The sequence below is a fragment of the Streptomyces sp. 7R007 genome, assembly GCF_054850255.1.
The window spans coordinates 136,045-149,280 of record NZ_JBTWMV010000005.1; the positions used below are offsets into that span (position 1 = coordinate 136,045).

Genomic DNA, 13,236 nt, shown 5'->3' on the forward strand with positions numbered 1-13,236 from the left:
CCCAATCGGGCCGAGGAGTGCGCTCGAATGCGCTCAGATCAGTGAAAGTTGGGTCGGTTCGGACAGGGTCGCCCCGGCCGGCTCGGGCTGTGCGATCCGGCGCGGCATCCCCGCGCGCGTGGGGCCGATCCCGTACTCCCGGGCCAGGTCGTGGACCTGACGGGTGATCCGGCGCTGGTACCACTTGGGCGCGTAGGCGCCGTCCGCGTACAGCCGCTCGTAGCGGCGCACCAGGTGCGGGTGGTGGCGGGCCAGCCAGGCCGTGAACCACTCGCGGGCGCCCGGGCGCAGGTGCAGCACCAGCGGGGTGACCGAGGTGGCCCCGGCAGCGGCTATCGCCCGTACCGTGGCGCGCAGTTGCGCCGGGTGGTCGCTCAGGAACGGCAGCACCGGAGCCATCAGGACACCGCATCCGATGCCGTGGTCGGCGAGGGTGCGCACGACGTCCAGGCGCCGCTCCGGCGCGGGGGTGCCCGGCTCGACGGTGCGCCACAGCTCGGGGTCGGTGAAGCCGACCGAGACGGAGATGCCGACGTCCGTGACCTGGGAGGCCTGCACGATGAGGTCGAGGTCCCGCAGGATCAGCGTGCCCTTCGTCAGGATCGAGAAGGGGTTGGCGTGGTCGCGCAGCGCCGACAGGATGCCCGGCATCAGGCGGTAGCGGCCCTCCGCGCGCTGGTAGCAGTCGACGTTGGTGCCCATCGCGATGTGCTCGCCCTGCCAGCGCCGTGAGCCGAGCTGGCGGCGCAGCAGCTCCGGCGCGTTGACCTTGACCACGATCTGGGAGTCGAAGTCGAGTCCCGAGTCGAGGTCCAGGTACGTGTGCGTCTTGCGGGCGAAGCAGTACACGCACGCGTGCGAGCACCCCCGGTAGGGGTTGACCGTCCACTCGAAGGGCATCCGCGAGGCGCCCGGCACCCGGTTGACGATCGAGCGGGCCCGCACCTCGTGGAAGGTGATCCCGCGGAACTCCGGCGTGTCGAATGTCCTGCTCACGACCGCGTCCGCGCCGAACAGCGCGGCATCGGCCGCCCGGCTGTGGCCGCCGGACTCCACAGTGAGGTTCTCCCAGCGCATGACGCCTCCTCGGTACCGCTGTCCCCAGAGTGAAACATGTGTTCGATTTCCCGTGCAAGGCCTGTTTCTGATCGCTTCGGACAGTCCGCGAGCGTCCCGGGGCACCCCGATTTGGGTGGCCGTGGGCGAGGGTGGTTGGCTTGCCCCGACCCCGGAAACGCAAGTCCTGGAGGAACCCGATGGCGCAGGTCGAGGCCACTACGGAGCGGATCGTCGCGGCGGACGCGGAGAAGGTGTTCGACGCCCTCGCCGACTACAGCGGCACGCGCGCGAAGCTGCTGCCCGAGCACTTCAGCGAGTACGAGGTGCGCGAGGGCGGCGACGGCGAGGGCACCCTCGTCCACTGGAAGCTCCAGGCCACCAGCAAGCGCGTGCGCGACTGCCTCCTGGAGGTGAGCGAGCCCACCGACGGTCAGCTCGTCGAGAAGGACCGCAACTCCTCCATGGTCACCACCTGGACCGTCACCCCGGCCGGCGAGGGGAAGTCCCGGGTCGTGGTGACCACCGTCTGGAACGGCGCCGGCGGCATCGGCGGCTTCTTCGAGAAGACCTTCGCGCCCAAGGGCCTCGGCCGGATCTACGACGCCGTGCTGGCGAAGCTCGCCGCCGAGGTGGAGTAAGTCCCCGGTGTCCGAGGGGCGTTGACCCCGCTCACCGGATCGAGTGGATCTCCGGGCGGCGCGCCGCCTCGCCGTAACTCGTCGCACTTGCCGTCAGTTGTCGCTTACGCGGGAATTGTGCGGCGGTGCGACGAGGGGAGCGGGACGTGGGCGGGACGACTCTGGTGCACGGCGAAACGGCGCCGGCGCCGCCGCGGGCCCCCGCCGCCGCACCAGCTCCGGCGGCCGAAGCGAGCCCGCGCCGGGTGCGGTTGGTCTTCTTCGGGCTGATGCTCGCGCTGCTGCTGGCGGCGCTGGAGCAGATGATCGTCGCCACCGCGCTGCCGAAGGTCGTCGGCGAACTGCACGGCCTGGACCGGATGTCCTGGGCGATCACCGCCTACCTGCTCACCGCCACCGTCGGCCTGCCGGTCTACGGCAAGCTCGGCGACCTGCTCGGCCGCAAGGGCGTCTTCCAGTTCGCCATCGTCGTCTTCGTCGTCGGCTCCGCGCTCGCCGGCCGGTCGCGCACCATGGACCAGCTGATCGCCTTCCGCGCCCTCCAGGGCGTCGGCGCGGGCGGTCTCATGATCGGCGTACAGGCGATCATCGCGGACATCGTGCCGGCCCGGCGGCGCGGCCGGTTCATGGGGCTGATCGGCGCCGCCTTCGGCCTGGCCTCCGTCGCCGGGCCGCTGCTGGGCGGCTACTTCACCGACCACCTCTCCTGGAGGTGGTGCTTCTACTTCAACGTCCCCTTCGGCCTGATCACCCTGGCGGTCGTCACCGCCGTACTGAAACTCCCCAAGCCGCGCGCCACGCCGCGATTCGACGTCCTGGGCGCCCTGCTGCTCGCCGCCGCCTCCACCTGCCTGGTCCTGCTGACCAGTTGGGGCGGCACCGAGTACGCCTGGGACTCGCGCGTGATCGTCGGCCTCGGCGCCGGAGCCGCCGTCGCCGCCGTGCTCTTCCTCCTCGCCGAGCGCTTCGCCGCCGAGCCCCTCATCCCCCTGCGGCTGTTCCGGGACCCCGTCTTCAACGTCACCGGTCTGGTGGGCCTGGTGATCGGCGTCGCGCTGTTCGGCGCCGCCAGCTACCTGCCGACGTTCCTGCAGATGGTCGACGGCGCCAGCGCCACCGGGTCCGGGCTGCTGATGCTGCCCATGATGGGCGGCATCGTCGGCGCCTCGGTCGTGGCCGGACAGCTCATCAGCCACACCGGGCGCTACAAGCTCTACCCGGTCCTCGGCTGCGCCGTCTCGGTCGCCGGCATGTGGCTGCTGTCCCGCCTGGAGGCCGACACGCCCCGGCTTCAGTACAGCCTCTGGATGGCCGTCCTCGGCGCCGGCATCGGCATGGTGATGCCGGTCCTCGTCCTCGCCGTGCAGAACTCCGTGCGCCCCGCCGACCTCGGCACCGCCACCAGCGCCAACACCTACTTCCGGCAGATCGGCGGCAGCGTCGGGGCGGCCGTCTTCGGCACCCTCTTCTCCCGCCGCCTCACCGACGCCCTGGAACAACGCCTCCCCCCGCGCGCGGGTGCCCGCCTCCCCGATCCCGAGGCCCTCACCCCGCAGCTCGTCCACGCGCTGCCCGCACCCCTGCGCGACGGCTACGTCCGGGCCTACGCCGACGCCATGCCCCGGATCTTCCTCTACCTGGTGCCGGTGCTCGCCCTCGGCCTGGTCATCGCCTTCTTCCTCAAGGAGAAACCACTGGTGTCCCACCACACCGCCGAAACGGAGCCCGCGCCCGCCGGCTCCCCGGTCCCGCAGGCCCGTACGCCGCACGCCGCCGGCATCCCCGTCTGCGGCACGGTGCAGCACCCGGACGGCACCGTCGTCCCGCGCGCGGCGCTCACGCTCATCGACGTCGCCGGACAGCAGATCGGGCGCGGCGCCAGCGGCGAGGACGGGCGGTACGCGCTGTCCACGCCCGGCTCCGGCGCGTACGTGCTCATCGCCGCCGCGGGCGGCCACCAGCCGCAGGCCGTCTCCGTCACCGTCGGCGAGCGCCCCGTCGAGCTGGACATCGTGCTCGGCGGCGCCGGACGCCTCGCCGGCTCCGTGGTCACCGCGGACGGCACCGTCGTACGGGACGCCACCGTCACCCTCACCAACGCGCACGGCGAGGTCGTCGCCACCACCCGCAGCTCACGCGAGGGCGGCTACGTCATCACCCAGCTGGTGGCCGGCGAGTACACCCTCGCGGCCAGCGCGCCCGCCTTCCGCCCCACCGCGCTGCCCGTCACCGTCCAGGCCGCCCGGGAGACCCGGCAGGACGTCGAACTCGCCGGCGGCGCCGTGCTGCGCGGCACCGTGCGCGCCGGGGGCGGCCGGCTCGTCGAGGACGCGCGCGTGACGCTGCTCGACGCCGCCGGCAATGTGGTGGACACGCTCACCACCGGCCCGGACGGCACCTTCCGGTTCGTCGACCTGTCCTCCGGCGAGTACACCGTGATCGCCGCCGGCTATCCGCCGGTCGCCACCGTGCTCCAGGTGGCCGGCGGCGGGCGCACCGAACGGGACCTGCGGCTCGGGCACGAGGACTGAGCGGCCCGGGGGCGCTACCGGCGCGCGCCGGGGGGCGCCTGCGCGAGGGCGTGAACCAATTCCCTTATTGCCGCACATCGTCAGCGACCGTGGCCGTACGGTAGTGACGGCGGCACAGATCTTGCCAAGCCGTGGGGAGAGAGGGCGGGCCATGGACCGTGGCACCGAGAGGGACGCGCCTCCCAGCCGCGGAGCTGGGGAGGGTGCGGTGGCGGAGCCCGCCGCGGCCGGGCGTATCCCGCTGGCCGTGGTCCTGGTGGACCGCGCCGGTCTGGTGTCGCACTGGAGCAGGGGCGCGCGCCGGCTGTTCGGCGCCTCCAAGGAGGACGCGATCGGGCGCCCCGCGATCGACCTGCTGCCCGTCTCCGGCGCCCTGCACGAGGAGGAGTACTCCCCGTACGGCGCGTACGCCGCCTACGACGGGCTCGGACCCGACCTGGAGTCCTCCCTCGACGGCGGGCTGTCCTACCCGGCCGCGGGCCGCGCCCGCATCACCGTGCGCGAGCACGACCGCGTGGACGTCCTGTGGTGGGCCTACCCCCTGGTCGGCCCCGGCACCGAGCGGCTGCTCGTGCTCGCCGCCGACGCCGGCAGCCTCGGCCACGACGACCCCGGCGCGGAGGTCGCCTTCGAGCGCATCGCGCCCGGCTTCGCCCTGCACACCGACTTCCCCGGCGCCGCGGAACTCGCCCGCCGGCTGCCCGAGATCCTGCCCAGCATGAGCGTCGACGAAAGCGCCCGCATCGTCGCGCAGATCCTCGAACTCGGCTACCCGGTGCTGGAGTTCAGCCAGAACGACCGGGTGCCCGTGACCCCCGACTGGGGCGTGCCCCGGCGCGCGGAGCGCAAGGCCCGCCGGGAGCGGGCCGCACAGGCCGCCGCCCAGGGACTGCTCGTCCCGCAGGAACTCGCCGACGAGGGCGAGGACCTGGAGTACGCCGCCGTACGCGAGCGCCTGGAGTTCCTCAACGAGGTCAGCGGCCGCATCGGCACCTCCCTCGACCTGGCGCAGACCATCATCGAGGTCAGCCGGGCCGTCGTCCCGCGCTTCACCGACGTGGCCGGCACCTACCTGCGCGAACAGGTCGTCGCCGGCGAGGGCTTCCCCGAAGGCGTGCCGGACACCACCACCCTGTGGCACCGGGTCGCCGTCGAGCACACCGACGAACCCGGCCGCTGGGACGACGTCGTGCCGGTCGGCGAGGCCATGCCGTTCCCGGCCCACACGCCCTTCTTCCAGTGCATGACCACCGGCGAGCCCGTCCTCGTGCCCCGCATCAGCGAGGAGATGGGCCACGCCATCGCCGCGCAGTTCGAGAAGCGGGACATCCGGCCCCTGATCACCCACCGCTCCATGCTGGTCGTGCCCCTGAAGGCACGCAACGTGGTGCTCGGCTTCATGATCCTGCTGCGCCACCCGGAGCGCCCCGTCTTCAACGACATGGACCGCGTCACCGGCGCCGAACTCGCCGCCCGCGCGGGCCTCGTGCTCGACAACGCGCGCATGTACACCTACCAGGAGAGCGTCGCGGAGACCCTCCAGGACAGCATGCTGCCGCACATCCCGCCGCGCATGGCCGGCTGCGACATCGCCACCCGCTACCTGCCGGGCACGCTGCTGGGCCGCGTCGGCGGCGACTGGTTCGACTCCGTCAAACTCCCCGGCGCCCGTACCGCCCTGGTCGTCGGCGACGTCATGGGACACGGTCTGAACTCGGCCGCCATGATGGGCCAGTTGCGTACGGCCGTGCAGACCATGGCCGCCCTCGACCTGCCGCCGGCCCAGCTGCTGCGCAACCTCGACGACCTCGCCCAGCGCCTGGGCGACACCTACCTCGCGACCTGTCTGTACGCCGTCTACGACCCGATCGCGAGCGAACTGCACCTCGCCAATGCCGGCCACATCCCGCCCGTCCTGGTCCGCGCCGACGGCGGCCGCAGCGAACTGCTCGACCTGCCCACGGGCGCGCCCATCGGCGTCGGCGGGGTCGCCTTCGAGGCGGTACGCGTACGCGTGCGGCCCGGCGACCGCCTGGTGATGTGCACCGACGGCCTGGTCGAGGTGCGCGGCGAGGACATCGGCGTGGGCCTGGCCACCCTGTGCGAGTCCGCCGCCCACCCGGCGGCCTCCATGGACGACGCCTGCGACACCATCATCCGCGCGCTCAACACGCGCGGCGGCCGCAAGGACGACGTCGCCCTGCTCATGGCCCGGCTCAACGGCATCGAACAGGACGACGTCGCCGAGTGGCGCCTGCCGCTCGACCCGGTCGCCGTCCCCCGCGCGCGTGCCGTGGTCCGCGAGCAGCTCTACGAGTGGCGGCTGACCAGACTCCTCGACAGCACCGAGCTGCTGGTCAGCGAACTCGTCACCAACGCCGTACGGCACTCGCACAGCAACCCGATCGAGCTGCGCCTCATCCGCGGCGACACCCTGCTGTGCGAGGTGGACGACGACGACCACGAGCTGCCGACCCTGCTCGGCGCCGGACCCGGCGACGAGTCCGGGCGCGGGCTGACCGTCGTCAGCACCCTCGCGCGCGAGTGGGGCACGAGCCGGACGAAGGCCGGCAAGACCGTCTGGTTCGAACTGACCCTGCCCCGACGCTGACGGTGCGCCAGGGGCGTGCGCGGCGCACGGGGGCGTACGCCTCTCGAATACGGCGTGAAGGAATGCGCCACGCGCTTGTAGCCGTGACCAGTGGGCGATAGACCTTACTGGCCCGTCACGTGGGACGGGCCGGCATCGCACCCTGGGGAGTTGGGCATGAGCGTGACGAGTCGGTACCGGGAGGCCTGGGAGGGCTTCTGGCGGGAGGCCCCCGAGGAACAGGGGGCCGTGTTCTGGGATGCCGAGCCGGCCCTGACCGCCGGTCTCCACCTGGCCCTCTTCGAACCCCACGTCACCGATCCCGGTCTGCCGATGGTGGACCTCGGCTGCGGCAACGGCACCCAGACGCGGTTCCTCGCCGAGCGCTTCCCGCACGTCGTGGGCGTCGACCTGTCCGTGGCGGCGGTCGAGCACGCCCGGCACGCCGACCCCGCCGGGCAGGCGAGCTACCGGGTGCTGGACGCCGTCGAGAAGAACGAGACGGAGACCCTGCACGCCGAACTCGGCGACGCCAACGTCTACATGCGCGGTGTGCTCCACCAGGTCGAGCCCGACGACCGGCAGCCGCTGGTGGACGGACTGGCCACGCTCCTCGGCGAGCGCGGCCGGCTGTTCCTCGTCGAGCTGTCCGAGTCCGCCAAGCCCGTCTTGTTGGGGCTGGCCGGGGGGCCTTCCGGTCCGCCGCCCAAGCTCGCCCCGATCTTCCGGCACGGCATCGCCCCCGGCGAGGTGGCCGACGACGCCGTGCCCGGATATCTGCGCGCGGCCGGTCTGACCGTCCTGGCGAGCGGCGAACTCCCGCTGACGACCACGGAGTTCACCCCCGAGGGCACCCGGATCGAGCTGCCGTCGAAGTGGCTCGTGGCCGGTCGCGAGGACTGACCGGGACGGTCCGCGCAGAGGGTGGGGCGCCATGGGAACTCACGCCATGGGGACTCCGGGGCGCGACGGTTCGTTGCGGAGGCCCCTACGCGGGCGCGAGCTCGCCCGCGACGGACCGCTCTACGTCGCGGGCGGCACCGGAGTCGCCCGGGGTGCAGACACCGGATGTCGACAACGCCAACGGCATCGTCGCCAGCCCCGACGGCCACGGCCTGACCGTCGTCAGCAGCACACCCGGCAAGCTGTACAGGGTCAGCCTCGCAACCGCCACGCCATATCACCGACCCCCGCTTCGACGTGGCCACCACGGCCGCCCGCTTCGGTCACCGCTTGTACCTGGTCAACGCCCGCTTCACCAGCCCGCAGACCCCTGAGGCGACGTTCAGCGCGGTCGCCGTGCCCCTGTGATCCACGGCGCGGCCCGGCCCGTTCTCCCGCACTTCGTGACCGCTTCCTGGCCGGGCGCCCGCGCGCCGCGTAACGTGGCGCAGCATGAAGATCCTCATCAGTGCGGACATGGAGGGCGCCACCGGTGTGACCTGGCCGGCCGACGTGCTGCCGGGGACACCGCAGTGGGAGCGGTGCCGGTCGCTGTTCACCTCCGACGTGAACGCCGCCGTCCTGGGGTTCTTCGACGGCGGCGCGGACGAGGTGCTGGTCAACGAGGCCCACTGGACCATGCGCAACCTGCTCCTCGAACAGCTCGACGGGCGGACCGAGATGCTCACCGGCCGGCACAAGTCCCTCTCCATGGTCGAGGGCGTGCAGCACGGCGACGTCGACGGCATCGCCTTCGTCGGCTACCACGCCGGCGCCGGGATGGAGGGCGTCCTCGCCCACACCTACCTCGCCAACTCCATCACCGGGGTGTGGCTGAACGACGTGCGCGCCAGCGAGGGGCTGCTGAACGCGCACGTGGTCGCCGAGTTCGGGGTACCCGTGGTCCTCGTGACCGGCGACGACGTGGCCTGCGAGGACGCGCTCGGGTACTCGCCCGAGGCGCTGAAGGTCGCCGTCAAGGACCATGTCTCGCGGTACGCGGCGGTGTGCCGTACGCCGGCCCGGACCGCCGCCGACATCCGCGCCGCGGCCAAGGAGGCCGCACACCTGGCGGTCCGTCACCAGCCCGTGCAGGGCGGCCCGTTCACCATCGCGCTTGAGTTCGACGCCGAGCACCTCGCCCTGGCCGCCACCGTCGTCCCCGGTGTGGCCCGCACCGGGGAGCGCAAGGTGGCGTACACCAGCGGGACCATGTACGAGGGCATCCGTACCTTCAAGGCGGTCACGACGATCGTCTCGGCCGCGGTGGAGGAGCAGTATGGCTGACGCGCAGGCGCTGGAGGAGGTCGTCCGGTTCACCTCGGACCTCATCCGCATCGACACCACCAACCGCGGGGGAGGGGACTGCCGGGAGCGGCCCGCCGCCGAGTACGCCGCCGAGCGGCTGGCGGAGGCGGGCATCGAGCCCACCCTGCTCGAACGCACGAAGGGCCGCACCAACGTCGTCGCCCGCGTCCCCGGCACCGACCCGGCCGCCGACGCGCTGCTCCTGCACGGTCACCTGGACGTCGTGCCCGCGCAGCCCGGCGACTGGAGCGTGCACCCCTTCTCCGGGGAGATCCGCGACGGCGTCGTGTGGGGCCGGGGAGCGGTCGACATGAAGAACATGGACGCGATGATCCTCGCCGTCGTCCGCGCCTGGGCACGCCTGGGCGTACGGCCCCGGCGGGACGTCGTCATCGCCTTCACCGCCGACGAGGAGGCCAGCGCCGAGGACGGCTCCGGGTTCCTCGCCGACCGGCACGCGGGGCTCTTCGAGGGCTGCACCGAAGGCGTCAGCGAGTCGGGGGCGTTCACCTTCCACGACGGCCAGGGACGCCAGTTGTACCCGATCGCCGCCGGCGAGCGCGGCACGGGCTGGCTGAAGCTCACCGCGCGCGGCCGGGCCGGTCACGGCTCCAAGGTGAACAAGGAGAACGCGGTCACCCGCCTCGCCGCCGCCATCACCCGCATCGGCGAGCACGAGTGGCCGCTCAGGCCCACCCCGACCGTCTCCGCCGCCCTCGCCGAACTCGCCACGCTCTACGGCGTCGAGACGGACCCGGGCGACGTGGACCGGCTGCTGGACAAGCTCGGCCCGGCCGCCAAGCTGGTCGAGGCCACCGTCCGCAACAGCGCCAACCCCACGATGCTGGACGCCGGTTACAAGATCAACGTGATTCCCGGGGAGGCCGTGGCGTACGTCGACGGGCGGTATCTGCCCGGCGGCGAGGACGAGTTCCGCACGACCCTTGACCTGCTCACCGGACCCGACGTGGAGTGGGAGTTCCACCACCGTGAGGTGGCCCTTCAGGCGCCGCTCGACTCGCCGACGTACGCGAGGATGCGTGCCGCCGTCGAGGAGTTCGCGCCCGAGGGGCACGTGGTGCCGTACTGCATGTCCGGCGGTACGGACGCCAAGCAGTTCTCCCGCCTCGGCATCACCGGCTACGGGTTCACACCGCTCAAGCTCCCCGAAGGCTACGACTACCAGGCCATGTTCCACGGGGTCGACGAGCGCGTCCCCGTCGAGGCACTGCACTTCGGCGTCCGGGTACTCGACCGGTTCCTGCGGACGGCCTAGCCCAGTTGGGGGAGAACGTGCAGACGCTGCCGTACGGTTCGTGGCCCTCGCCCATCGACGCGGCGCTCGCCGCCGCGCGCGACGGGCAGCCCGAGTACGTCGACTTCGTCGGGGACGAGGCGTGGTGGACCGAGCCCAGACCCGCCGAGGGCGGCCGGCGCACCCTGGTGCGTCGGCGCGCCGACGGCCGCGAGGAGCAGGTCCTGGCCGCGCCGTGGAACGTCCGCAGCCGGGTCATCGAGTACGGCGGCCGGCCCTGGGCGGGGACCGTGGTGGACGGCGAACCCCTCGTGGTCTTCGCGCACTTCGCCGACCAGCGCCTGTACCGCTGCCGGCCCGGCGGCGAGCCGCAGCCGCTCACGCCGCTGTCCCCGGTGGGCGGCGGACTGCGCTGGGCCGAGCCGCAGATGCGCGTCGAGCGCGGTGAAGTGTGGTGCGTGCTGGAGGAGTTCACCGGCGACGGACCCACCGACGTGCGCCGCGTCCTGGCCGCCGTCCCCCTCGACGGCTCGGCCGCCCAGGACCGCGACGCCGTCCGCGAACTCACCGACGACCGGCACCGGTTCGTCACCGGTCCCCGTCTCTCGCCCGACGGGCGCAGCGCGGCCTGGCTCGCCTGGGACCATCCGCGCATGCCGTGGGACGGCACCGAACTGGTCGTCGCCGGGGTGACCGACGACGGCACCTTCACCGGGGCCCGCACGGTGGCCGGCGGACCGCGGGAGGCCATCGCCCAGGTCGACTGGGCGGCCGACGGCTCCCTGCTCTACGCGAGCGACCGCACCGGATGGTGGAACCTGTACCGCGACGGTGTCCCGCTGTGCCCGCGCGAGGAGGAGTTCGCCGGCCCGCTGTGGAAGCTCGGCCACCGCTGGTTCGCCCCGCTCGACAACGGCCTGGTCGCCGTCGTGCACGGCCGCGGCGCCACCGCGCTCGGCATCCTCGACCCGGAGACCGGCGAGGTCGTCGACGCGGCCGGCCCCTGGACCGAGTTCTCGGCCACCCTCGCGGTGCACGGCGAGCGCGTCCTCGCCGTCGGCGCCAGTCCGCGCAGCGCCCACGAGGTCGTCGAACTCGACACGAGCACCGGGCGCGCCCGCGTGATCGGCGCCGAGCACGACGACACCGTCGACCCCGCCTACTACCCCGAGCCGCAGATCCGCACCTTCACCGGACCGGCCGGACGCGAGGTCCACGCCCACATCTACCCGCCCCACAACCCCGGTTGCCTCGCCCCCGGCGACGAACTGCCCCCGTACGTGGTCTGGGCGCACGGCGGCCCCACCGGGCGGGCGCCGCTCGTCCTCGACCTGGAGATCGCCTACTTCACCTCCCGTGGCATCGGCGTCGCCGAGGTCAACTACGGCGGCTCCACCGGCTACGGCCGCGCCTACCGCGACCGGCTGCGCGAGCAGTGGGGCGTCGTCGACGTCGAGGACTGCGCGGCCGTCGCCCTCGCCCTCGCCGACGAGGGCACCGCCGACCGGGACCGGCTCGCCATCCGCGGCGGCAGCGCGGGCGGCTGGACCGCGGCCGCCTCGCTGGCCGCGACCGACGTCTACGCCTGCGGCACGATCATCTACCCCGTCCTCGACCTGGCCGGCTGGGCCTCGGGGGAGACGCACGACTTCGAGTCGCGGTACCTGGAGAGCCTGGTCGGCCCGTTCGCCGAGGTGCCCGGCCGGTACGCGGAACGCTCGCCCACCGAGCAGGCCGACCGCATCACCGCGCCCTTCCTGCTGCTGCAGGGCCTGGACGACGTGATCTGCCCGCCCGCCCAGTGCGAGCGGTTCCTGGAGCGGATGGAGGGCAGACGCGTGCCGCACGCCTACATCGCCTTCGAGGGCGAGGGACACGGCTTCCGCCGGGCGGAGACCACCATCCGTGCCCTGGAGTCCGAACTCTCCCTCTACGCCCAGGTCCTCGGCCTCAACCCGCGCGGCGTGCCCACCCTGGAGCTGACCAAGTGAGACAGCTGCTGCGCCCGGGGCGCCTGGCCCCCGGCGCCCGGGTGGCCGTCGTCGCCCCCAGCGGACCGGTGCCCGAGGAGCGGCTGCAGGCCGGGCTCGACGTGCTGCGCGGCTGGGACCTCGACGTGGTGGCCGCACCCCATGTCCTGGACCGGCACGCCGAGTTGCGTCACCTCGCGGGCACGGACGCCGACCGGGCCGCCGACCTGCAGGCCGCCTGGTGCGACCCGGCGGTGGACGCCGTGTGGTGTGCCCGCGGCGGCTACGGCGCGCAGCGCATGGTCGACCTGCTCGACTGGGAGGCGATGCGGGCCGCCGGGCCGAAGGTGTTCGTCGGCTTCAGCGACGTCACGGCGCTGCACCAGGCGTTCGCCACCCGGCTCGGCCTGGTCACCCTGCACGGGCCGGGTGTCGCGGGCGTCGACTTCCTCAAGAACGCGCGGACGCAGGAACACGTTCGGGCCACCCTCTTCGCCCCGCAGACCGTGCGCTGCCTGACCACCGGCGCCCCCGCCCTCGTCCCCGGCCGCGCCAGGGGCGTCACCCTCGGCGGCTGCCTGAGCCTGCTCGCCGCCGACCTCGGCACCCCGCACGCCCACCCGGGTGCCCGCGGCGGGCTGCTCCTGCTGGAGGACGTGGGCGAGCGGCCGTACCGCATCGACCGGATGCTGACCCAGCTGCTGCGCACCGGCTGGCTCGACGGCGTGGCCGGCGTCGCGCTCGGCTCGTGGGCCGACTGCGGACCCTACGACGCCGTACGCGCCGTGCTCGCCGACCGGCTCGGCGGCCTCGGCGTGCCCGTTCTGGAGGAGTGCGGCTTCGGGCACGGCACCGGCGCCCTGACCATCCCCCTCGGCATGAGCGCCGAACTCGACGGCGACAAGGGCGTGTTGGCACTCGACGAGCCGGCCCTGCGCTGAAC

General features: G+C 73.2%; 9 protein-coding genes. 8 read left to right on the forward strand and 1 reads right to left on the reverse strand.

Annotated elements, in window-relative coordinates; all coding sequences use genetic code 11:
• Positions 1-33: 33 nt before the first annotated feature.
• Positions 34-1,077, reverse strand: coding sequence for an Rv2578c family radical SAM protein (locus ACYF6T_RS08935; protein WP_461694924.1), 1,044 nt, complete (start codon positions 1,075-1,077; stop codon positions 34-36).
• A gap of 179 nt (positions 1,078-1,256) precedes the next feature.
• On the opposite strand from ACYF6T_RS08935, the gene ACYF6T_RS08940 reads away from it, so the two are divergent.
• The 8 genes from ACYF6T_RS08940 to ACYF6T_RS08975 all read left to right on the forward strand — a co-directional run bounded on the left by ACYF6T_RS08940 (position 1,257) and on the right by ACYF6T_RS08975 (position 13,234).
• Positions 1,257-1,697, forward strand: a complete 441-nt coding sequence (locus tag ACYF6T_RS08940) for an SRPBCC family protein (protein ID WP_461694926.1) — start codon at positions 1,257-1,259, stop codon at positions 1,695-1,697.
• Positions 1,698-1,843: 146 nt separating this feature from the next.
• Complete coding sequence (locus ACYF6T_RS08945; protein WP_461694928.1) at positions 1,844-4,228, forward strand: MFS transporter; 2,385 nt, start codon at positions 1,844-1,846, stop codon at positions 4,226-4,228.
• A gap of 151 nt (positions 4,229-4,379) precedes the next feature.
• On the forward strand, positions 4,380-6,839 hold the full coding sequence (locus ACYF6T_RS08950; protein ID WP_461694930.1) for an ATP-binding SpoIIE family protein phosphatase: 2,460 nt from the start codon (positions 4,380-4,382) through the stop codon (positions 6,837-6,839).
• A gap of 156 nt (positions 6,840-6,995) precedes the next feature.
• The gene (locus ACYF6T_RS08955) at positions 6,996-7,721 is read left to right on the forward strand and encodes a class I SAM-dependent methyltransferase (protein ID WP_461694931.1); all 726 of its coding nucleotides are present in this window, start codon (positions 6,996-6,998) and stop codon (positions 7,719-7,721) included.
• A gap of 492 nt (positions 7,722-8,213) precedes the next feature.
• Positions 8,214-9,047 carry a M55 family metallopeptidase gene (locus ACYF6T_RS08960; protein WP_461694932.1) on the forward strand — a complete coding sequence of 278 codons (834 nt, stop codon included), beginning with the start codon at positions 8,214-8,216 and terminating at the stop codon, positions 9,045-9,047.
• A complete protein-coding gene (locus ACYF6T_RS08965; protein WP_461694933.1) occupies positions 9,040-10,344 on the forward strand; it encodes a M20/M25/M40 family metallo-hydrolase in 1,305 nt (434 codons plus the stop codon). Before ACYF6T_RS08960 ends, ACYF6T_RS08965 begins: the two co-directional genes overlap by 8 nt.
• 17 nt (positions 10,345-10,361) lie before the next feature.
• Positions 10,362-12,314: a prolyl oligopeptidase family serine peptidase gene (locus tag ACYF6T_RS08970; RefSeq protein WP_461694934.1), complete on the forward strand. Its 1,953-nt coding sequence runs from the start codon at positions 10,362-10,364 to the stop codon at positions 12,312-12,314.
• Positions 12,311-13,234: a S66 peptidase family protein gene (locus ACYF6T_RS08975; RefSeq protein WP_461694935.1), complete on the forward strand. Its 924-nt coding sequence runs from the start codon at positions 12,311-12,313 to the stop codon at positions 13,232-13,234. Before ACYF6T_RS08970 ends, ACYF6T_RS08975 begins: the two co-directional genes overlap by 4 nt.
• The last annotated feature ends 2 nt before the right edge of the window (positions 13,235-13,236 follow it).